The sequence below is a fragment of the Kitasatospora sp. NPDC001603 genome (assembly GCF_040298365.1).
Classification (GTDB): domain Bacteria; phylum Actinomycetota; class Actinomycetes; order Streptomycetales; family Streptomycetaceae; genus Kitasatospora.
The window spans coordinates 92313-112307 of the sequence record NZ_JBEPAA010000017.1; the positions used below are offsets into that span (position 1 = coordinate 92313).

Genomic DNA, 19995 nt, shown 5'->3' on the forward strand with positions numbered 1-19995 from the left:
CCGTCGCCGCGGCCGTCACCGCCGCCGGCACGATCCTCGCCGCCGGAAACATGTGCACAGGTGCGCACATGTTGGCTACGATGGTGGGCGTACCCGCACGACGCCGACCGGGGACGGGACCACCGCATGCCGGCCATCCTGCGCAACCGCACCTACCGCCACCTGTTCACGGCCCAGCTCGTCGCCCTGGTCGGCACCGGTCTGGCCACCGTGGCGCTGAGCCTGCTGGCCTACGACCTCGCCGGCGACCACGCCTCGGCCGTCCTCGGCACCGCACTGGCGATCAAGATGGTGGCGTACGTCACCATCGCCCCGCTCGCCGGCGCGCTGGCGGACCGGATCCCGCGCCGGGCGCTGATGGTGGCCATGGACCTCACCCGGGCCGCCGTCGCGCTCACCCTGCCGTTCGTCACCCAGGTCTGGCAGGTCTACGCCCTGATCTTCCTCCTCCAGGCCGCCTCCGCCGCGTTCACGCCGACCTTCCAGGCCACCCTGCCGGAGGTGCTGCCCGCCGAGCGCGACTACACCCGGGCCCTGTCGCTGTCCCGGCTGGCCTACGACCTGGAGAGCCTGTTCAGCCCGGCCCTCGCCGCCGGGCTGCTGGCCCTGCTCTCCAGCGGCTGGCTGTTCGCGGGCACCGCCGCCGGCTTCCTCGCCTCGGCGGCCCTGGTGGTCTCCGCCGTCCTGCCCAAACCGGCGCCCGTCGAGCGCGCCGGCGGCGTCTACGCCAAGGCCGCCTTCGGCACCCGGCTGTTCTGGGCCACTCCCCGACTGCGGGCCCTGCTCGCCCTGGACCTCGGCGTCGCCGCCGCGGGCGCCATCGTCTTCGTCAACACCGTCGTCCTGGTCCGCGAGCACTTCCACCGGCCGGCCGGCGCCCTCTCGCTCGCGCTCGGCGCGTACGGCGCGGGCTCCATCCTGGCCGCGCTGCTGCTGCCGCGCGTGCTCGGGCGGATCGGCGACCGGGCGGTGATGCTGCCGGCCGCCTTCGCCCTGCCGGTGGTCCTGGCGGGCGTCGCCGCCGTCACCGCCACCGCCCCGAGCGCGTGGTCCTGGGGCGCCGTGCTGACCGCCTGGGCGGCGATCGGCGCGGCCTGCTCGGCGGTGCTCACCCCCGGCGGCCGGGTGCTGCGCCGCTCCGCGGCCGACGCCGACCTGCCGGCCGCCTTCGCCGCGCAGTTCTCGCTCTCCCACTCCTGCTGGCTGCTGACCTACCCGCTGGCCGGCTGGCTGGCCGCCGGAGCGGGGCTCCCGGCCACCGCCGCCGCCCTCGGCGCCGTCGCGCTCGCCTCGGCGGCCGCCGCCACCGCCCTCTGGCCCGCCCGGGAGGCCGCCGAGCTGGACCACGTCCACGCCGACCTGCCGCCGGACCACCCCCACCTCGGCGACGCCCACCCGGCCGCCGGCGGCTGGCGGCACGGGCACCGCTTCGTCATCGACCAGTACCACCGCCGGTGGCCGGCGCACGGCGACGTCCGCCCCGGCTGACGGCCGGGCACCCCTGGCCGTCAGGGGCACCCCCGGCCGCACGGCTCAGCCGAAGAAACCGAGCGCCCCCAGCGCGCAGACCCCGCCGAGGCCCATGAACACCGGCGTGAGCACCTTGAGCTCGACCCAGCTGCCCGCCCGGAACCGCATGCCCTTCGGCGGCCCCACCGGGTACCAGCGCTTGCGCCCGATCGGGATCGGCCAGAACACCGGGCAGCCCGAGACCGTCAGCGCGTCCCCGAGGCAGTGCACCAGCGAGCCGAGCGCGATCGGCAGGCCGATCCACAGGTACTGCTGCCCGGGCTGGTCGAACAGCCACTGCGAGCCGTTCCCCGGCTTGTCCAGGACGTCCGCCAGGACCCAGGCGCTGGTCGCCCCGAGCAGCCAGACCAGCACGTCGCTGGAGACCCGGGCGTGGCGCCACAGCAGCCCCTCGATCGCCAGCACCATGTGCACGAAGAGCACCGCCAGCACGCCCCAGCGGCCGCCGTAGACCGCCACCGCGGCCGCGCCGGCGCCGCACAGCACCGCCCACAGCCAGGTGTGGGTCAGCGTCCGGTGCCCGCCCGAGCGGCGCGGGTCGCCCTTCTTCCGGGTCGACCGGTAGGCCGCGTACGAGAGCTTGTCGATCACCTCGCAGAGCGTCCGGGACACCGGCCCGAACGCCCGGGATATCGTCGCCGCCTTGTGGTCCAGATCCGGCGCCAGCGCGGCCCCCGCACAGATCAGCGTTCCCGCCAGCAGCACCGGCCAGGGCATCGGCTCGCCCAGCCCCGCGGCGATCGCCCCCGCCCCCAGCCACGCTGCCGCACCCGACAGCGCATGCGCCGGTCCCATCATGAGCTGGCTCCCGCCCTCGTTCCCAAAGCGCCCTCCACGAGGACGTGACGGGGCAGCAGCCTAGCCGTCCAAGATCCACTCCCGTCGCCGGGTCGAACCCGGCCGCCCCCGTCGGCAGTGCGCCACCGAGGGCGCTGTCAAGCACCGCGCCCGCGACACGCCGCCCGGGCGGGACCGGCCGCCGCGATCGCGAGTCCGGGCCCGGGACCCGCTAGCCTGGACGGCTTACGCCCCCGGACCGCCAGCCCCACCGGCCCCGTGCACCGCGCCCCGCCCGCACCCGCCGGAGCCCCACCCGTACCGCCTCGCGCCCCGCAGCGAAGCGCACCGCACGCACCGAAGCGCGCAGCACCGCGCCGCACCGACAAGGAGCCCACCGCCGTGTCCGACACGTTCGCACACCTGCACGTCCACACCGAGTACTCGATGCTGGACGGAGCGGCGAAGAACGGGAAGCTCTTCGCGGAGGCCGAGCGGCAGGGCATGCCGGCCATCGCGATGAGCGACCACGGCAACATGTTCGGCGCGTACGAGTTCTTCCACGCCGCCGCCAAGACCGGCGTGAAGCCGATCATCGGCATCGAGGCCTACGTCGCCCCGGCCTCGCGCTTCCTGAAGAAGCAGGTGTTCTGGTCCCCCGGCGGCCAGCGCCCGGCGAGCTCCGACGGCGAGGGCGGCAAGGACGTCTCGGGCGGCGGCCGCTACACCCACATGACCATGTGGGCGCAGAACGCGACCGGTCTGCGGAACCTCTTCAAGCTCTCCTCGCTCGCGTCGATGGAGGGCTACTACATGAAGCCCCGCATGGACCGCGAGCTGATCGCGGCCAACGCGACCGGCATCATCGCCACCACCGGCTGCCCCTCGGGCGAGGTGCAGACCCGGCTGCGGCTCGGGCAGTACGACGAGGCGGTCAAGGCGGCCGGCGCCTACCAGGACATCTTCGGCAAGGAGAACTACTTCCTGGAACTGATGGACCACGGCCTGTCCATCGAGCAGGACGTCCGCCAGGACCTGCTGCGCCTGGCCAAGCAGCTGAACATCCCACTGCTGGCGACCAACGACTCGCACTACGTCACCGCCGACCAGGCGGACGCGCACGACAGCCTGCTCTGCGTCGGCGTGGGCAAGAACAAGGACGACCCGAACCGGTTCAAGTTCCAGGGCACCGGCTACTACATCAAGACCGCCGACGAGATGCGCGAGCTGTTCCGCGAGCTCCCGGAGGCCTGCGACAACACGCTGGCGATCGCCGAGCGGGTCGAGTCGTACGAGGACGTCTTCACCTACGTCGACCGGATGCCGCAGTTCGACGTCCCCGAGGGCGAGACCCAGGCGTCGTTCCTGCGCAAGAAGATCGACGCCGGACTGAAGGTCCGCTACGGCGACAACCCGAGCCAGGAGGTCCTGGACCGGATCGAGCTGGAGATGGGCGTCATCTCCCCGATGGGGTTCGACGCCTACTTCCTCGTGGTCGCCGACATCTGCCAGTACGCCCGCGACAACGGCATCCCGGTCGGCCCGGGCCGAGGCTCGGCGGCCGGCTCGATGGTCTCCTACCTCACCCGGATCACCGAGCTGGACCCGCTGGAGCACGACCTGCTGTTCGAGCGGTTCCTGAACCCCGAGCGCATCAACCCCCCGGACGTCGACATCGACTTCGACGACCGCCAGCGCGACCAGATGGTGCGCTACGTCACCGAGAAGTACGGCTCCGCCTACACCGCGCAGGTCAACACCTTCGGCACGATCAAGGCCAAGGCCGCCGTCAAGGACGCCAACCGCATCCTCGGCTACCCGTTCGCGATGGGCGACCGGATCACCAAGGCGATGCCGCCGGACGTCATGGGCAAGGGCGTCCCGCTCGCGGACCTCTTCAACGAGAAGCACCCGCGGTACAACGAGGGCACCGAGATCCGCTCGCTGTACGCGAACGAGCCCGACGTCAAGAAGATCATCGACACCGGCCTGGGCATCGAGGGCCTGATCCGCGGCACCGGTGTGCACGCCGCCGCCGTCATCCTCTCCTCGACCCCGCTGCTCGACCTGATCCCGCTGCACATGCGGGACAAGGACGGCGTGATCATCACCGGCTTCGACTACCCGTCGTGCGAAGCCATGGGCCTGATCAAGATGGACTTCCTGGGTCTGCGGAACCTGGGCATCATCGATCACTGCATCAAGATCGTCAAGGCCAACCGGGGCATCGACGTCGACATCGAGAAGATCGCGCTCGACGACCCCACCACCTACCAACTGCTCGCCCGCGGTGACACCCTGGGCGTGTTCCAGCTCGACGGCGGCCCCATGCGCGCCCTGCTCAAGCTGATGAAGCCCACCGAGTTCGCCGACATCTCCGCCGTCTCGGCGCTGTACCGGCCGGGCCCGATGGGCATGAACTCGCACACCAACTACGCGCTGCGCAAGAACGGCCAGCAGGAGATCATCCCGATCCACCCCGAGCTGGAGGCCCCGCTCAGCGAGGTCCTCGGCCCCACCTACGGTCTGATCGTCTACCAGGAGCAGGTGCAGCGAGCCGCGCAGGTGCTGGCCGGCTACAGCCTCGGCCAGGCCGACCTGCTCCGCCGCGCGATGGGCAAGAAGAAGAAGGAGGTGCTGGAGAAGGAGTTCGTCCCCTTCCACGCGGGCTGCAAGGAGCGCGGCTACTCCGACGAGGCCATCCAGGCGGTCTGGGACGTGCTGGTCCCGTTCGCCGGCTACGCCTTCAACAAATCGCACTCCGCCGCCTACGGCCTGGTCTCGTACCAGACGGCCTACCTCAAGGCCAACTACCCCGCCGAGTACATGGCGGCGCTGCTCACCTCGGTGGCGGACGACAAGGACAAGATGGCGGTCTACCTCGCCGAGTGCCGCCAGATGGGCATCAAGATCCTGTCCCCCGACGTCAACGAGTCCGTGGTCGACTTCACCGCCGTCGGCAGCGACGTCCGGTTCGGCCTGAAGGCCGTCCGCAACGTCGGCGTGCCGGTCATCGAGTCCCTGGTCAAGACCCGCAAGGAGAAGGGCAAGTACGCCTCCTTCGCGGACTTCCTGGACAAGGTCGAGCTGGTGGTCTGCAACAAGCGCACCGTCGACTCCCTGATCAAGGCGGGCGCCTTCGACTCGCTCAGCCACACCCGCCTGTCGCTCAGCACCGTCCACGAGAGCGCGATCGACGCCGTCACCGGCCTGAAGAAGCAGCAGGCGATCGGCCAGGACGACCTGTTCGGCGCCCTGGACACCGGGGACGGCGGCGCACCGGCCATCGGACTGGACTTCGAACTGACCGACCGGGAGTGGCCGCGCCGGCAACTGCTCAGCCTGGAACGGGAGATGCTCGGCCTGTACGTCTCCAGCCACCCGCTGGACGGCGCCGAGCACATCCTCTCCCGCAACCGCGACACCTCCATCGCCGAACTCCTCGGCTCCGGCCGCACCGAGGGCGAGGTGCGCCTCGCCGGCCTGATCACCGCCGTCGACCGGCGGATCAACAAGGCGGGCAACGCCTGGGCCATCATCACCCTCGCCGACCGCGACGGCTCGGTCGAGGTGCTCTTCTTCCCCGCCACCTACAACCTGATGGCCGATCAGATGGTCGAGGACAACGTCATCTCGGCCCGGGGCCGGCTCAACGAGCGCGACGGCTCGCTGAGCATCTTCGGCCAGGAGATCACCACCCTCGACGTCTCCTCCGCCGAACTCGGCACCAAGCCGCCGGTGCAGATCACCGCGCCGCTCGGCAAGATCACCCCGACCGTGGTGGGCGAGCTGAAGCTCGCCCTCCAGGCCCACCCCGGCGACGTCCCGGTCCGGCTGCTGACCACCAACTGGGACAAGGACACCCTCTACGAACTCGGCTTCCTGGTGAATCCCGACAACGGCCTCGCCTCGGACATCAAGACCCTGCTCGGCACCAACTCCTGGGCGGGCACCCTGTAGCGGGCCGCGTTCAGCCCTCCGGCCGGGCCGGCGCCCCGGCCCGCCGGCCCAGTGCGCGCAGCACCTGGACCGGCTGGCCGGGGTTCCCGGCCGCGACCGCCGCGGTGTCGGGCTCGCGCAGCAGGGCGACCAGGACGGCGGCGGGCAGCCGGGGATTGCGTGCGGCGGCATGTCGGACCCCCGCCCCCGGGTCGTCGAGCAGCCGGACCGCCGACGCCGCGGAGAGCCGCGGGTCCGACGCGGCCCGGCACCGCACCTCCTCGGCGGAGTCCCGGCCGAGCCGCTCGACCAGCTCGGCCGTCGACTCCGGATCGTCGGGGGCGAGCCGGCGCAGCCGCGGGTTCGGGTCGTCGGCGTACCGCAGGAGGTCCGCCCGGGGGAAGTTCGGGTGGCCGTAAGGCCGGTCGGGCACGCTGAGGCTGCCGGTCCACCACAGCCACACGTCCAGCAGCAACTCGGCCGGCGCGTCGTCGCAGGACTCGGCGAGGAACAGTCGCACGACCCGGTCCTCGTCCCGGGCCAGCAGCGCCACCACGTCCGGTGGCAGGTGCCCGGCGCGGGCCACGCTCCGCCGGACCAGCGGATGGGAGGAGCCCGCCAGGCGGCGCATCGCGTCGGGGTCACCGTGGAGCGCCGTGACCCACGCGAGGGGCGGACGGTGGATGCCCCCGTCGAGGTCGATGCGGACCCGTGCGCGCCGCTCCTCGGTGAGCTCGGGCCGGACCGACACCTCGAAGCGGACACGCCCGTCCGGGTCGTCGGCGAGCCGGTCGACCAGGTCGTGGTCGAGGTAGGGGTTGCGGGCGAGCGCACGGCGCCGGGCCGGATCGCCGTCGCCGACCAACTCCTCGGCGAGGTCGCGCACCAGCCGGCAGGACTCCACCGCGCGCTCCCCGAAACCGTCGGGCGCCCCGGACGCCCCGGGGCTAGCGGCGCCGAACACCGACCGCGGCATCGGGTGGTCGCGGTGCAGGTTCAGCAGCGCCTCCATCCCGACCATGCGGACGGGATCGGCGAGCAGCGCACGCCGGGCCGCGCCGTCGAGGTGCGGCCCGGCGTACCGACAGGCCACCGCACGCACCGCCGCCTCGGGGTCGGCGGCCAGCGCGGCAACCGTCCGACCGTCGATCCCGGGGAGGCGGGCCGCCTCGGCCCGGACCCTGGCCGACGGGTCGGCGGCGAGCCGCCGGAGCACGCCGCCCGGTAGCGCGACCCGCCGGTCCGCCGCCATCCAGGTCAGCAGCCACCGGCGCCGGCCGTCCGGCTCGTCGAGCAGGCGCGCCCACTGGCTGCCCGTGAGGTCGGACCGGAACTCCGCGAGGCCACACCGCACGGCCCAGTCCGGGTGGCCCACGGCCGCCTCGACCACGGCCGCGGGCAGCCCCGGCCAGGGCATCACCGCCGTCCGGGCCAGCAGTCCCACCACGACCTCGGGCGGGGTGGCGGGATTGAGCGCCAGCCCGACCGCCCAGGCATCGGCCAGTCGGTCGTCCACCCCGACCTGGTCACCCCCCGCCGCGACGGCCGCCCACACGGCAGCCCGCTTCTCGGGCGTCTCACCCCCGGCCGCCCGGGCCGCCGGATCAGCCACGGTGTCCCTTGCGCGCTCCGGCCTGGCCTCAGCTTCCATCCGCCCATCCTCTCCCAGCCCACGGAGTAGGAAGTCGGCCCACCCGACTTCCCGTCCGCTCCGGACCGGGAGACCCCTGGCCCGGAGCGGGAATGCGTCACTCCAACAGCTTCCCCGACCCGCTGCGCGCGGCCGGCGCCGGCAACGACTCGCTCGGCGCGTTCCCGCGCCACGCGGACGCGCTGGGAATCCGTCGTCCCCCCGGTCTCCGTGAACGCCTGGTCTCCCTCCGCCGAAGGGAAGCGGGCAGGAGCCGACGGGCAGTGCACGGATGGCTTCGAGCGCGTCGCGGTGACCCGCGTCGGTGGAGCGCAGGCCTCGCCGTGCGAGATCGCCGATGACAGCGATGGGGCACTGGAACCCCGTCCCCGCGCCGGCGACCGGAGTCGTGCGGATCCGCGGAAACGTGCGTCGGTACTGACCACCCTTGCGAGAAGGGCGAAGGAGGCCAGACCCCTTGTCCGCTCCGCCCGGCAGGCAGGTCGGCGGGCCACGAGCCGGAGTGCGCGTCCGCGAGAACGCCCGGGAAGGCCGACCGCATCGCGGCCCGGGACCTCCCGTACCGGCTGCGGCTCGGTGGCGTGGGTCCCGGGGGGAGCCGGACCACCCTGGTGATCCGGCCCGCGGTGGTGCCGGGGCCGTCGTTGGCGACGAACCCGTGCGGGAGAGTCTGACCGGCCGGGGGTCCATGCGGACGACCTCAAGGCGGGAGTTCGACGAACACACCCGGCAACTGCTGCCCGTCCAGCCGCGAACCACACACGGCGGCCGCGAGGTCATACCGGTTTGCGGGCCTCGATGAGGAAGCGTGCGGAGTAGGCGACGAACGAACCCTCGGCGCGGATCTGCCGGTCCAGGTCGTGGAGCCGGTCGCGATGGGCGGCGACCGTGAAGCCGGGCACCATCCAGATCACCTTCCGGAGGAAGTACACGACCGCGCCGATGTCGAAGAACTCCATCCGCAGCCGCTCGGACCGCAGGTCCGTCACCTCCAGCCCGGCGGCCCGGGCGTCGGCGCTCTCGGTGTCGGGGTGCCGCGCCAGGCGGGCCTCCGGCTGCGGGCCGAGGAAGTACTCGACCAGCTCGAACACCGAGGCCGGGCCGACGTGCTGCGCGAAGTACGTACCACCGGGCCGCAGCACGCGGGCGATCTCCGCCCACCAGACCGTCGCCGGGTGACGGCTGGTCACCAGGTCGAACGCCCCGTCGGCGAAGGGCAGCGGGGGTTCGTCCGGGTCCGCGACCACGATCGCTCCCAGCGGGTGCAGCAGCCCGGTCGCCCGGGCCACGTTGGGCGGCCACGACTCGGTGGCGACCATCGCGGGCGGCAGGGGACCGGCGCCGGCCAGCACCTCGCCGCCGCCCGTCTGGATGTCCAGCGCCGCCGAGGCCGCCGCCAGCCGCTCCCCCAGCAGGCGTTGGTAGCCCCAGGAGGGGCGCTGCTCGGTGGCCCGCCCGTCCAGCCAGGAGAAGTCCCAGCCATCGACGGACACGGCCTCGGCCTCGGCAATCAGCTCTTCGAACGTACGCGACATAACCGCATCATCGCGGCCCCCGGCAGGCCCGGCCAACCGGATTTCCGCAGGCGGGGCCGCTGCCGAGCGAGCACCGGCCGTCCCGGCGCGGCCCGGCGGCCTCCTCGTCGAAGGGGCCGGCGGAGGAATCGGCGACACCGGAGCCGCCCCGCCCCGAGATAGCCGGCGGTCGCGGAGCCGGGATCGCCGCCCGGGCCCAGCAGGTTGCCCGGGCGGACGCGCGGGGCCAGGACGGGGAGTCACCCGGTGTCCCGGCGGCCGACGGAGTGCGTGGCGGTGATCCACCTGCGCCGGGCGGGCCGGGTCGCGGGGCTTCGGCCCAGTCGCGGGGGCCAGCGGGTGGGGCGGCCGCGGGTGCGCCGGTGCAGGTCGCCCGGGAGGCCCCATCCGGTGGTCGGGGCGCGGGAGGGGGCCGAACAGGTCCGCGCGGCTGGTCACCGGGTGCGGCGACGTCCCCGCGGTCGGGTGCTGCGGCCCGGCGTCGGGTACCGGGGCCGACCGGCCCGCTCGGGTCGTCCCGTCGACGCAGAGGCCGGTCGACGCAGAGGCCGCCCGACGCGGTGGTGTGCCGCGGCTCCCCGTCAGGCGGCGGCGTTGCGGGCGGCGGTGGCCCAGGCGGCCGTGACGGCACGGTGGGCGGTGGCGGTCGCGGTGGCGAGGTCGTCGTCCAGGTGCACTGGGGCGCCGAGGTGGACGTGCAGGGCCGGGCGGCGCGCCGGGGCGGTGGTGAGGCCGGCGAGCTGCTTGACCGCGCCGCCTGAGCTCAGGCGGCGGGCTCCCGCCTGGCCGAGCGGGACCACCGGTGCGCCGGTGGCCCCCGCCAGCCGGGCGAGGCCGCTGCGGAACGGGCCGGGCGCCAGCTCGCCGGAGTCGGAACGGCGCGGCAGGCCGCCCTCGCCGTAGATGAGGACCAGGTGTCCGGCAGCGAGGGCGTCGGCGGCCCGGTCCAGGGCGTCGGCGGCGTGCTCGGTGCCGCGGTGGACGGGGATGTGCCCCTCGTGGCGCAGCAGCCGCCCCAGCAGCGGGACCCGCCAGAGGCCGGCCGTCGCGAGCACCACCGGTCGCGCGCCGAGGCGGTGCAGGGCGGCGAACACGATCGCGGGGTCGGCGAGCGAGGTGTGGTTGGCGGCGACGATGCTCCCGGGTGCGAGCACGGCCTCGGGGTCGGCGCTCACCCGCAGGGAGCCGAAGGCGGGGACGAGGAGGGCGGCGGTTCGGCTGAGCATGGCTGGTGGGTCCTCCGGTGGGCGGGTGAGCTGCCACCAGTGTTCGCCGTTTCGGCCCGGCACGCCTGAGTACCCGTACTCAATGCCGCGCAGATCTGCGGGAGCCCGACTAGGCTCGCCGGATGAGGCGACTCGACGCAGTGGACCGGGCTTTGTTCGACCGAGTGGCGCTGGCGCGCCTGCGCCATGCCCAGCCGTGGCTACGGCGCTTGAGCCGGGCGGCGGACCACGGGGTGCTCTGGATGGGCACGGCCGCCGTGCTGGGGGCGGTCGGCGGCCGGGCCGGGCGGCGGGCGGCGCTGCGCGGGGTCGGGTCGCTGGCGATGGCCTCGGCCGTGGCCAACATCGCCGCCAAGCAGCTGACCCGCCGTCCTCGCCCGGTGCTGGACCAGGTGCCGGTGGTGCGGCAGTTGCTGCGGCAGCCGGTGACGAGTTCGTTCCCGTCCGGCCACTCGGCCTCGGCCGCCGCGTTCGCGACGGCCGTGGCGATCGAGGCGCCGCTGCTGGGCGTCGTGGTGGCGCCGGTGGCGGCCGCGGTCGGGGCGTCCCGGATCTACACCGGCGCGCACTACCCCGGTGACGTGCTGGCCGGGTTCGCGCTGGGTTCGGGGCTGGCGGCCCTGACGCTTCGCTGGTGGCCCCGGACGAACGACCGGCCGCCGCTCGCCGGCCCGCCGCCCCGGCCGGCGCCGGCGCTGACCGAGGGGGCCGGGCTCTCGGTGGTGGTCAACAGCGGTTCGGGGAGCGGGGCGTTGCTCGCCGACGGCCCGGAGGACACCGCGGCCGTCCTGCACACGCTGCTGCCGCGCGCGCAGGTGCGGGTCTGCGGACCGGACGACGACCTGCCCGCCCTGCTCGCCGAGGCGGCCGACCGGGCGGCGGCGGACGGCGGCGCGCTCGGGGTCTGCGGCGGCGACGGCAGTGTCAATCTGGCCGCCTCCCTGGCGGTCGAGCGCGACCTGCCGCTGGCCGTCTTCCCCGGTGGCACGCTCAACCACTTCGCGCTGGACCTCGGGATCGAGTCACTGGAGGCGACGGCGGGCGCCGTGGAGGCCGGCTCCGCCTGCGGCGTCGACCTGGGCCTGGCCGTCGACGACACCGAGCGGCGGATCTTCCTGAACACCTTCAGTCTCGGTGTGTATCCCGAACTGGTCCGGCTCCGCGAGTCGTTGGAGGGCCGGCTGGGCAAGTGGCCGGCCCTGGCGGTCGCCGTCGCCCGGGCGCTGGGGAGCGCCGAACCGGTCACCGTCGAGGCCGGCGGACGCAGCCGGCGGCTCTGGCTGCTGTTCGCGGGCAACGGCGCCTACGACCCGCCGGGCTTCGCCCCCACCCGGCGGACCGGCCTGGCCGACGGCCTGCTGGACATCCGCGTGGTGGACGGCGGCAGCCCGTTCGCCCGGACCAGGCTGGCGGCGGCCTTCCTGTCCGGCACGCTGTCGCGTTCGCGGGTCTACCACTCGGCCCGGCTGACCGGCCTGGGCCTCGACTCGCTCGGCGACGCCGACCGGATCGCGGTGGACGGCGAGAGCCTGCCGGCGGCCGGTGCCCTGCGGCTGGGCAAGGCGCCGAACGCCCTGACGGTGTACCGCCCCGCGCCCTCGTAGCGCGCGGGGCCGTGGGGGCCTGCCGGAGGCAGCCCACCGTAGGCGCCGCCCGCGGCCGCGGTCCGGACTCTGGGTAGAGCCCCGGGCCGGGCCGCGGTCCCGGTCGCGGTCCCGGGCGGGGGGGCGACACGCAAGGCGCACCATTCGGGTGACATTCCCCGGCGGTGCCCGCCCCGATTCCCTAGTGTGCAGAGCAAGTTAGCCTACGAAGGGGTTACGCCATGTACCGTACCGTCCGCACCGTCGCCGTCCTCTTGGCCGCCATCGGCGCCGCCGCCGTCCCGACCCAGGCATTCGCCGACGGCCCCGAGGTGACCACCACGACCATCACGGTCATCGGCACCGGCAACCAGCTCGCCGGGGCCGACATCTTCAACACCGGTGGCGACAACGTGGTCGGCTCGTTCAACGGCAACGAGATCTCCTGACCCTCCGAGAACCGCCCGGCACCGGGCCGTACCGGTACTGCCCGGACCGCCACCACCGCCCGCGCCCCCCGGCGCGGGCGGCGGTGTGCTGTCGGCCCGCTTCCCGGTCACCATGGCGGCGCCGGCGGATCCTCCGAGGATCAGCGGGGCGGCGCGCTGTCGTACTCCTCGCGGGCCTGCGCGACGCGGTCCAGATTGGCGGCGGACCAGTCGGCGAGGGTGGCGAAGAGCGGGGCGAGACTGTCACCGAGTTCGGTGATCTCGTACTCGACGCGGGGCGGCACTTCGGCGTGGTACGTCCGCCGGACCAGCCCGTCGCGTTCCAGCTGGCGCAGCCGCTGGGTGAGCACCTTGGGGCTGATGTCCGCCACCCGCCGCTGCAGTTCGACGTAGCGCTGGCGGCCGTGCGCGTGGAGCGTCCACAGCACCGGGGTGGTCCAGCGGCTGAACACGAGGTCGACCACCGGGCCGATCGGGCACGCCCGCACCGGATCGGTCGTTCCGTCCGCCGCCCAGGCCATCTCGCTCATGCCGCCCCCTCCGAGCCGGGTCACTTTCCTCTAGGTACCTACTGTACGCAGGCTGTTAGCGTCGTCCTGTCGCCACCGAGGGATCCCCTCAGGTGGCCGCAACTCTCCTGTGAACAGCGGGAATTGACGATAGCGAAGAGTGAAGGACGGGGACGGACATGATCGTGGTGACGGGTGCGACGGGCAATGTCGGGCGACCGCTGGTGCAGGCGCTGGCGGCGGCGGGCGAGCAGGTGACGGCGGTGTCCCGGCGGCCGGCGGACGCCACCCTGCCGGACGGCGTGCGACACCACCGCGCCGACCTCGCGGACGCGGAGAGCCTGCGGACCGCCCTGGACGGCGCCGACGCGCTGTTCCTCCTCCTCTCCGGCGAGCTGCTGACCGGCGGGGAGAGCCCGGCCGCGCTGGTCGACGTGGCCAGGTCCGCGGGTGTGCGGCAGGTGGTGCTGCTCTCCTCCCAGATCCTGGGCACCCGGCCGGTGCCGCCCTCGCACGCCCGGCTGGGGGCCTTCGAGCAGGCCGTCCGGGAGTCCGGGCTCGACTGGACGATCCTGCGGCCGAGCGGCTTCCACTCCAACGCCTTCGCCTGGGCGGAGCCGGTCCGCACCGGGGGGACGGTGCCGGCACCGTTCGGCGACGTGGCCCTGCCGACCGTGGACCCGGCGGACCTCGCCGCCGTGGCGGCCGTCGTGCTGCGCGGCGACGGGCACCACGGCCGGACGTACGTGCTGACCGGGCCCGCGCCGGTCTCCCCGCGCGAGCAGGCCGCCGCCCTCGGGGAGGCGACCGGCGCGCCGCTCGCCTTCGTCGAGTTGAGCCGCGAGGCCGCCCGGGCGCACCTCCTGGCCTTCATGCCGGAGCACGTGGCCGACGGCACGCTCGACATCCTCGGCGCACCGACCGACGCCGAACGGCAGGTCAGCCCGGACGTGGAACGCCTGCTCGGCCGCCCCGCCGGCACCTTCGCCGACTGGGCCCGGCGCAACGCCGCCGCCTTCCACCGGACGAGCCCCGCCGAGTGACCGGCCGTCGGGGGCGGCCGGCCGTCGAGGCCCGGCCGCCGCTACCGCCGGTAGAGCTCCCGGGCCCGGGCGAGGTCGACGGGGCCGCCCTCGGGCAGGTGCAGGAAGTGCTCCAGCTGCCACGCCTGCGCGCTGCCGGCCTGCCGGTTGGCCGTGGTCACCCAGGGCGGGTAGACGCGGAAGGCCCGCTTCCCGCCGGAGCCGTCCACCGCGACCACACCGTGCCGGCGGAGCGCGTCCATGGGCAGGACGAACTGGCCGGCGTGGCGACCGTCGCGGGTGCCGATGACGAAGAGGTCGACGGGGTCGGTGGCGTCGAAGGGCTGGATCGGCCCGCCCGGGGACCTCTTCCAGACCGTGACGAACTGGCCGGCCTTGGTGGGGGTCGTCCTGGCCGCGCGGAAGCGGACCGGGCGGCCGTCCAGGGTGAAGGCGTGGGCGGCGTAGTCGGCGCTCTCGGCCTCGGGGACCGGCCGGGTGCAGGTGAACCCGCAGGGGTCGTAGACGAGCGCCTTCGCCGCACGGAGATCGCCGTGGACCCGATCGGTGTCCGACCACGGTTCGAGGCGGCCCGCGCGGGGACCGGCCGGGTGCTCGTCGTTCGTCGCCATGGCTTCACCCTGTCACAGCCGCCCGGGCCGCCCGGGCCGGCGACCGCTCAGGTCTCGCGCCGGGGGTGGTACTCCGCCTCGGGTATGCCGAAGGTCCAGGCGACCCCGGCCCGGGCCGTGCGGGTGCTCGGCGGGACCCGCAGCCAGTAGGTGCGGAAGGTGCCGTCCGGCTCGGCGGTGGAGTTGACCACCTCGACCATCACCACCGCCTCGTCGTCCGGGAGTTGGATCCGCCAGAGCACACCGGTCTCGTCGCGGTGCAGCGGCTCGGCGCCGGAGTCCGCCAGGTACCGCTCGTAGCCGTAGTGCTCCAGCAGGACGCGACGCAGCTCGGCGTTCTCCTCCGTCCGGATCCGCTCGACCGTGACGCCGCCGAGGCCGGACAGGAAGTCGGCCGGGACGGGCATGCCGCGCCAGGCGTGCAGGGCGAAGCCGTCGGCGAACCCCAGGGCCGGACCGTCGGCCCGGTCGAGCCGGCCCGCCTCGTCGCGGTGCAGCGCGACCGGCCGCTCGCTGACCAGGGCCACGCCCTCGTACGGCCACCACCAGCCGGCCTCGCCCGCGACCTCGGCCAGCGCGTCGATCCCGGCCGGCGCGTCGATCCCGGCCCGCTCCGCCGGTGCCCCGGCGAGCACGCCGGCCGCCTCGAAGGCGGCGAACCACGGCGCGTCGTGCTGGCCCCGGACGGCGTCCAGCAGCGCCAGCCGGACGGCGGTGCGTCGGGCGCGGGCCACGTCGGCCCCGGGCTGGTCGACCTCCTCGAGGTCGGGCTCGGGGGCGAGCCGGTCGAGCACCGCGTCGCGGATCCGCCCGGCCAGCGCGTTGGTCACCGGGCCGATCTCACCACCGGTCAGGGACCAGAGCGGCGCCCACCCGGCCGGCCCGACCCGCTCCACGGCCCGCCGCCTGGCGGCCTCCCACGGCAGCGTCCGCACGGCCTCGCGGACGCTGACCGCGCCGGCGGCCCGCAGCTCCAGGGCCGCCTGCGCCGCCGCCGGCGGCGAGCCGAACCAGCGGACCTCGGCCGGCTCGGCCAGCCCGGCCGCCCGGTAGGCGGCCCGCACCGCGCGCTCGACCGCGACCCGGTCGGCCGCCCCGGTGGCCGCCGCGCACGCCCGCCAGCGGGCCGTCACCTCGGCCGGCCCGACCGTCTGCTCCGTCACCATCACCTGCTCCTGTCCCGGCCGGGCCCGTGCCCGGCCGACCCACTCGTTCCGTCCACCGCCACCACCCCGGGAGCCGCCGGCCCCCGGCCCGCCCCGCCGCCCGCGGGCCCCGCCCGCCCGGACCTCGTCAGTCCGCGACGACGCGCACCGCGCCCGGCACGTACTCGCGCTGGCGCACCACCCGGTACCAGCCCTTGGGCAGCGGTATCGCGGCGTGCTCCTCGTGCACCACCCGACCGCCCTCGGGCAGGTGCAGCCAGGCGGCGCCGAACGACCCGGCCTCCCGGCGCAGCTCCCCCGGGCCGACCACGGCGTGCGCGTGGCCGGTGACCTCCCCGAGCGCCAGCACCAGCCGGCCCCGCGCGTCCCTGGGCTGCGCGGCCAGCGCCGCCACCCGCGGGGGCACCGCGGCCTCCGCCGTCGGCACGATCAGCACGTCACCCTGGCGATACATCAGTCCTCCCTGACCGACCCGACGGGCGTCGGAATCTCACGGTCCGAAACGTAGGACAGGGTCCGACAAACACGCCCGGGTCCGCCCCGGCGACCGGTTTGTCGGACCCGGCTGGTAGACAGTTGTTCGGCCCGCATCCCGGAGGAGCAGCGCATGACGGTCGGCAAGCACATCGAAGAGTTCCACGGCCTCCCGGTCCTCGACTTCGTCCAGGCGGTCGAGGACGGCACCGCCCTGCCCGAGGCGGCGGCGGTCGCCTGGAAGGTCGGCATCGAGTTCGACTCGCCGACGTCGTTCGTCGAGCGCTGGCAGCAGTTCCTCGACGCGGTCGACACCGAGCGGGTCACCGCCGTGGTGGTCGGCGAGTGGTCCTCCGACGGGCCGGAGAGCTTCACCGGGCCGCTGGCCGCGATCCTCGCCGCCGCCGACCGGCTGCCGGCCCTGCGCGCCCTGTTCATCGGCGACATCACGTACGAGGAGAACGAGATCTCCTGGATCAACATGGTCGACGTGACGCCGGTGCTGACGACGTACCCGCTGCTCGAAGAGCTGGTGGTGCGCGGCGCCGCGGGATCCATGGTCGAGGACGACGGGATCGCCCTCCAGGCACTGCGTCACGAGCACCTGAAGGCCCTGCGGTTCGAGTCGGGCGGCCTGCCCGCCGCGGTGCTGCGGGCGGTCGCGTCCAGCGACTTCCCCGCGCTGGAGCGGCTGGAGTTCTGGCTCGGGGTCGAGAACTACGGCGGCGACTCCTCCCTCGACGACCTGGCGCCCTTCCTCGACGGCGCCCGGTTCCCGGCGCTGCGCCACCTCGGCCTGCAGAACAGCGAGGTCCAGGACGACATCGCCGCCGCCGTCGCGCACGCCCCGGTCGTCGCCCGGCTCGACTCGCTCAACCTCTCGATGGGCGTCCTGACCGACCAGGGCGCCACCGCCCTGCTGGAGGGCCAGCCGCTCACCCATCTGCGGGCCCTCGACCTGCACCACCACTACCTCACCGACGCGCTCCAGGAACGGCTCCGGGAGGCCCTGCCCGGGGTGGCCGTCGACCTCTCCGAGGCCGGGAGCCCGGACGACCGGTGGCGCTACGTCGCGGTCGCCGAATAGCCGGGCACCGCCCCGCCCACACCTTCACCGCTCGCCGCTCGCCGCTCGCCGCTCGCCGCCCACCACTCACCGCCTGCCGCTCACCGGCAGCGCACGCAGCACAGGGGACCGTATGCACGCCTACCAGCACCAGCGGGAGTTCCACGGGCTCCCCGTGGTGGAGTTCTCCGGCGAGGCCGGGGCCACGGGCGACCGGCCGGCGCCGGGCGCCGCCGCGTGGCGGCTCGCCGTGCCCTACGGCGCGGGCACCGGCTTCGACGCGCTCTGGAACACCTTCCTCGACACGGTGGACCCGGACGAGGTCCGGGCGCTGCTGATCGGTCCCTGGTGGACGGACGGCTACGGGCCGGTGACCGACGCCCTGGCCCGGGTCGTCGATGACGCGGGGCGGCTCCCCGCCCTCGAAGCGCTCTTCGTCGCCGACGTGACGTCCGAGGAGTGCGAGATCTCCTGGCTGGAAATGTCCGACGTCACCGTGGTGGCGGCGGCCTTCCCCCGGCTCACCGAGCTGGTGGTGCGCGGTGGCGGCGGGCTGGCGCTCGCGCCGTTCCGGCACGACCGGCTGAAGGCCCTACGGTTCGAGGCCGGCGGGCTGCCCGGCACGGTGGTGCGGGCCGTGGCCGGCTCCGAACTGCCCGCCCTGGAGCGGCTGGAGCTCTGGCTCGGGGTGGACGAGTACGGCGGCGACTCGACCATCGACGACCTGGCGCCCCTCCTCGACGGCGCCCGGCTCCCGGCCCTGCGCCACCTCGCCCTGGCCAACAGCGAGTACCAGGACGAGATCGCCGCCGCCGTCGCGCACGCGCCGGTCGTGGCGCAGTTGGAGGTGCTCGACCTCTCGATGGGCGTGCTGTCCGACGAGGGCGCCGCCGCCCTGCTGGAGGGCCAGCCGCTGACCCATCTTCGGCTGCTCGACCTGCACCACCACTACCTCTCCGAGGAGCTCCAGCAGCGGCTGCGCGAAGCCCTGCCGGGGGTGGAGCTCGACCTCGACGAGGCCGAGGCGGAGTATGAGGACGACCCCGAGGACCGCTACGTCGCGGTCGCCGAGTAGCCCGGCGCGGTCCGGATGAGCACCCCCCAGACGGCCTCCCCGCAGCCGGCCTCCCGCTCGGCGGCCACCCCGCAGGCGCCCAGGCCGCAGACGGCCACCCCGCAGGCGCCCAGGCCTCAGGCGCTCCGGCCGGCCGCGCCCCCGGCCGGTACCGGGGAGGACGCGCCGCTGGCCGTCCTCGGTAATCCCGGGCACCGGCGGGTGGCGCTGTTCGCCGCCGCCGCCCGCGCGGCCGGCCTGCCCGAGCCGGTCGTGCTGCCCTGGATCGATGTCCTGCGGGGCCGGTTCGTCGTGCCCGCGGGGAGCCTGCTGCGGATCGAGTCGCCCGGCGAGGACCCGGCCGTGGACGAGCTGCTGCGCGGCCCGGCCCTCGGCCCCTCGTACGCGCCGACCAGGGTGGAGGGCGGCGCGGCCTGGTACACGGGGGTGGTGGCCGCCCTGCGCGCGGTGGCCCGGGTGCCGGGGGTACGGCTGCTCGGCGATCCGGAGGAGATCGCCGTGATGTTCGACAAGCGGCGGGCGCACGCACTGCTGGCGGGCGCCGGGGTGCCGGTGCCGCGCGCGCTCGACGGCGCCGGGATCACCGGCTGGGCGGACCTCCGGGAGCGGCTGCGGGCCGCCGGGCTGCGGCGGGTCTTCGTCAAACCCGCGCACGGCTCCTCCGCCTCCGGCGTGGTGGCGCTGGAGTTCGGGCCACGCGGGCAGGTGCTCGCCACCACCTCGGTCGAGCTGGCCGGCGGGCAGCTGCACAATTCGCTGCGGGTCCGCCGCTACCGGGACGAGCGGGAGGCGGCCGAGCTGGTCGACCGCCTGGCACCGGACGGGCTGCACGTCGAGCAGTGGATCCCGAAGGCCGCCCAGGCGGGCCGCTCGGCCGACCTCAGGGTGGTGGTGATCGCCGGGCGGGCCACCCACGTGGTGGTGCGCACCAGCGCACAGCCGATGACCAACCTCCACCTCGGCGGCGCCCGCGGCAGCCTCGCCGTGGCGCAGCAGGCCGCCGGCCACGCCTGGCCGGGCCTGCTGGAGACGGCTGAGCGGGCGGCGGCCTGCTTCCCCGGTTCACCGATGGTCGGCGTCGACGTCCTGCCCACCGCCGGGTGGCGCCGGGCCGTGGTCGGCGAGGTGAACGCCTTCGGCGACCTCCTGCCGAACCTGACCGGCCTGCCCGGCGGCCCGGCCGAGGGCCTGGACACCTACGCCGCCCAGATCTCCGCGCTACGACACCCGGGCCACCGGCCCGGGCCCAGGAACGACGCACCGACGACGGAACCCATGGAACCCACACGATGAACCACCAGCACGACCACCGGGCGCCCACGCCGGCCGCGCCGCCGACACCGTCGGCGGCCGCCGCCGCG

The 19995-nt window shown here is 74.8% G+C and carries 16 protein-coding genes; 8 read left to right on the forward strand and 8 right to left on the reverse strand.

What is annotated here, in order from left to right:
• Positions 1-126: 126 nt before the first annotated feature.
• Positions 127-1488: an MFS transporter gene (locus ABT263_RS14040; protein WP_352290742.1), complete on the forward strand. Its 1362-nt coding sequence runs from the start codon at positions 127-129 to the stop codon at positions 1486-1488.
• Positions 1489-1533: 45 nt separating this feature from the next.
• On the opposite strand, the gene ABT263_RS14045 is transcribed toward ABT263_RS14040, so the two are convergent.
• Entirely contained in the window at positions 1534-2328 is a 795-nt protein-coding gene (locus tag ABT263_RS14045; protein WP_329491395.1) for a metal-dependent hydrolase, read from the reverse strand.
• 381 nt (positions 2329-2709) lie between these two features.
• Between ABT263_RS14045 and dnaE the strand changes: the two genes are divergently transcribed.
• Positions 2710-6267, forward strand: a complete 3558-nt coding sequence (gene dnaE / locus ABT263_RS14050; RefSeq protein ID WP_352290743.1) for a DNA polymerase III subunit alpha — start codon at positions 2710-2712, stop codon at positions 6265-6267.
• A gap of 10 nt (positions 6268-6277) precedes the next feature.
• Here dnaE and ABT263_RS14055 read toward each other — a convergent pair whose 3' ends face one another.
• The 3 genes from ABT263_RS14055 to ABT263_RS14065 form a co-directional block, all read right to left on the reverse strand.
• The gene (locus ABT263_RS14055; protein ID WP_352290744.1) at positions 6278-7858 is read right to left on the reverse strand and encodes a PE-PGRS family protein; all 1581 of its coding nucleotides are present in this window, start codon (positions 7856-7858) and stop codon (positions 6278-6280) included.
• An 815-nt stretch (positions 7859-8673) separates the two neighbouring features.
• The gene (locus tag ABT263_RS14060) at positions 8674-9432 is read right to left on the reverse strand and encodes a class I SAM-dependent methyltransferase (protein ID WP_352290745.1); all 759 of its coding nucleotides are present in this window, start codon (positions 9430-9432) and stop codon (positions 8674-8676) included.
• Between the two features lie 581 nt (positions 9433-10013).
• Positions 10014-10658: a lysophospholipid acyltransferase family protein gene (locus ABT263_RS14065; RefSeq protein ID WP_352290746.1), complete on the reverse strand. Its 645-nt coding sequence runs from the start codon at positions 10656-10658 to the stop codon at positions 10014-10016.
• A 122-nt stretch (positions 10659-10780) separates the two neighbouring features.
• Here ABT263_RS14065 and ABT263_RS14070 point away from each other — a divergent pair, with 122 nt between their 5' ends.
• Positions 10781-12262 (forward strand): bifunctional phosphatase PAP2/diacylglycerol kinase family protein, encoded by a 1482-nt coding sequence (locus ABT263_RS14070; RefSeq protein ID WP_352290747.1) that lies wholly within the window; start codon positions 10781-10783, stop codon positions 12260-12262.
• A 221-nt stretch (positions 12263-12483) separates the two neighbouring features.
• Complete coding sequence (locus tag ABT263_RS14075; protein ID WP_352290748.1) at positions 12484-12690, forward strand: hypothetical protein; 207 nt, start codon at positions 12484-12486, stop codon at positions 12688-12690.
• A gap of 140 nt (positions 12691-12830) precedes the next feature.
• Here the strand turns inward: ABT263_RS14075 and ABT263_RS14080 are convergent, their stop codons facing one another.
• On the reverse strand, positions 12831-13220 hold the full coding sequence (locus tag ABT263_RS14080) for a winged helix-turn-helix transcriptional regulator (RefSeq protein WP_329491386.1): 390 nt from the start codon (positions 13218-13220) through the stop codon (positions 12831-12833).
• Between the two features lie 158 nt (positions 13221-13378).
• On the opposite strand from ABT263_RS14080, the gene ABT263_RS14085 reads away from it, so the two are divergent.
• Entirely contained in the window at positions 13379-14242 is an 864-nt protein-coding gene (locus ABT263_RS14085) for an SDR family oxidoreductase (protein ID WP_352290749.1), read from the forward strand.
• A gap of 41 nt (positions 14243-14283) precedes the next feature.
• Here the strand turns inward: ABT263_RS14085 and ABT263_RS14090 are convergent, their stop codons facing one another.
• The 3 genes from ABT263_RS14090 to ABT263_RS14100 form a co-directional block, all read right to left on the reverse strand.
• Positions 14284-14853 (reverse strand): MepB family protein, encoded by a 570-nt coding sequence (locus tag ABT263_RS14090; protein WP_352290750.1) that lies wholly within the window; start codon positions 14851-14853, stop codon positions 14284-14286.
• 47 nt (positions 14854-14900) lie between these two features.
• On the reverse strand, positions 14901-16019 hold the full coding sequence (locus ABT263_RS14095) for a DUF6745 domain-containing protein (protein WP_352290751.1): 1119 nt from the start codon (positions 16017-16019) through the stop codon (positions 14901-14903).
• Between the two features lie 127 nt (positions 16020-16146).
• Positions 16147-16473, reverse strand: coding sequence for a DUF8820 family protein (locus tag ABT263_RS14100; protein ID WP_352290752.1), 327 nt, complete (start codon positions 16471-16473; stop codon positions 16147-16149).
• Between the two features lie 153 nt (positions 16474-16626).
• On the opposite strand from ABT263_RS14100, the gene ABT263_RS14105 reads away from it, so the two are divergent.
• The 3 genes from ABT263_RS14105 to ABT263_RS14115 all read left to right on the forward strand — a co-directional run bounded on the left by ABT263_RS14105 (position 16627) and on the right by ABT263_RS14115 (position 19927).
• Positions 16627-17580, forward strand: a complete 954-nt coding sequence (locus ABT263_RS14105) for an STM4015 family protein (RefSeq protein WP_352290753.1) — start codon at positions 16627-16629, stop codon at positions 17578-17580.
• A gap of 112 nt (positions 17581-17692) precedes the next feature.
• Positions 17693-18634, forward strand: coding sequence for an STM4015 family protein (locus tag ABT263_RS14110; protein ID WP_352290754.1), 942 nt, complete (start codon positions 17693-17695; stop codon positions 18632-18634).
• Between the two features lie 15 nt (positions 18635-18649).
• Positions 18650-19927 (forward strand): STM4014 family protein, encoded by a 1278-nt coding sequence (locus ABT263_RS14115; protein ID WP_352290755.1) that lies wholly within the window; start codon positions 18650-18652, stop codon positions 19925-19927.
• Positions 19928-19995: the final 68 nt, after the last annotated feature.

Bases quoted from the DNA above. Each gene is read 5' to 3' on its own strand.
- ABT263_RS14045 (WP_329491395.1), bottom strand. From the start codon at position 2,328: ATGATGGGACCGGCGCATGCGCTGTCGGGTGCGGCAGCGTGGCTGGGG.
- ABT263_RS14085 (WP_352290749.1), top strand. From the start codon at position 13,379: ATGATCGTGGTGACGGGTGCGACGGGCAATGTCGGGCGACCGCTGGTG.
- ABT263_RS14065 (WP_352290746.1), bottom strand. From the start codon at position 10,658: ATGCTCAGCCGAACCGCCGCCCTCCTCGTCCCCGCCTTCGGCTCCCTG.
- ABT263_RS14090 (WP_352290750.1), bottom strand. From the start codon at position 14,853: ATGGCGACGAACGACGAGCACCCGGCCGGTCCCCGCGCGGGCCGCCTC.
- ABT263_RS14110 (WP_352290754.1), top strand. From the start codon at position 17,693: ATGCACGCCTACCAGCACCAGCGGGAGTTCCACGGGCTCCCCGTGGTG.
- ABT263_RS14075 (WP_352290748.1), top strand. From the start codon at position 12,484: ATGTACCGTACCGTCCGCACCGTCGCCGTCCTCTTGGCCGCCATCGGC.
- ABT263_RS14100 (WP_352290752.1), bottom strand. From the start codon at position 16,473: ATGTATCGCCAGGGTGACGTGCTGATCGTGCCGACGGCGGAGGCCGCG.
- ABT263_RS14080 (WP_329491386.1), bottom strand. From the start codon at position 13,220: ATGAGCGAGATGGCCTGGGCGGCGGACGGAACGACCGATCCGGTGCGG.
- ABT263_RS14095 (WP_352290751.1), bottom strand. From the start codon at position 16,019: ATGGTGACGGAGCAGACGGTCGGGCCGGCCGAGGTGACGGCCCGCTGG.
- ABT263_RS14070 (WP_352290747.1), top strand. From the start codon at position 10,781: ATGAGGCGACTCGACGCAGTGGACCGGGCTTTGTTCGACCGAGTGGCG.
- ABT263_RS14105 (WP_352290753.1), top strand. From the start codon at position 16,627: ATGACGGTCGGCAAGCACATCGAAGAGTTCCACGGCCTCCCGGTCCTC.
- ABT263_RS14115 (WP_352290755.1), top strand. From the start codon at position 18,650: ATGAGCACCCCCCAGACGGCCTCCCCGCAGCCGGCCTCCCGCTCGGCG.
- ABT263_RS14040 (WP_352290742.1), top strand. From the start codon at position 127: ATGCCGGCCATCCTGCGCAACCGCACCTACCGCCACCTGTTCACGGCC.
- ABT263_RS14060 (WP_352290745.1), bottom strand. From the start codon at position 9,432: ATGTCGCGTACGTTCGAAGAGCTGATTGCCGAGGCCGAGGCCGTGTCC.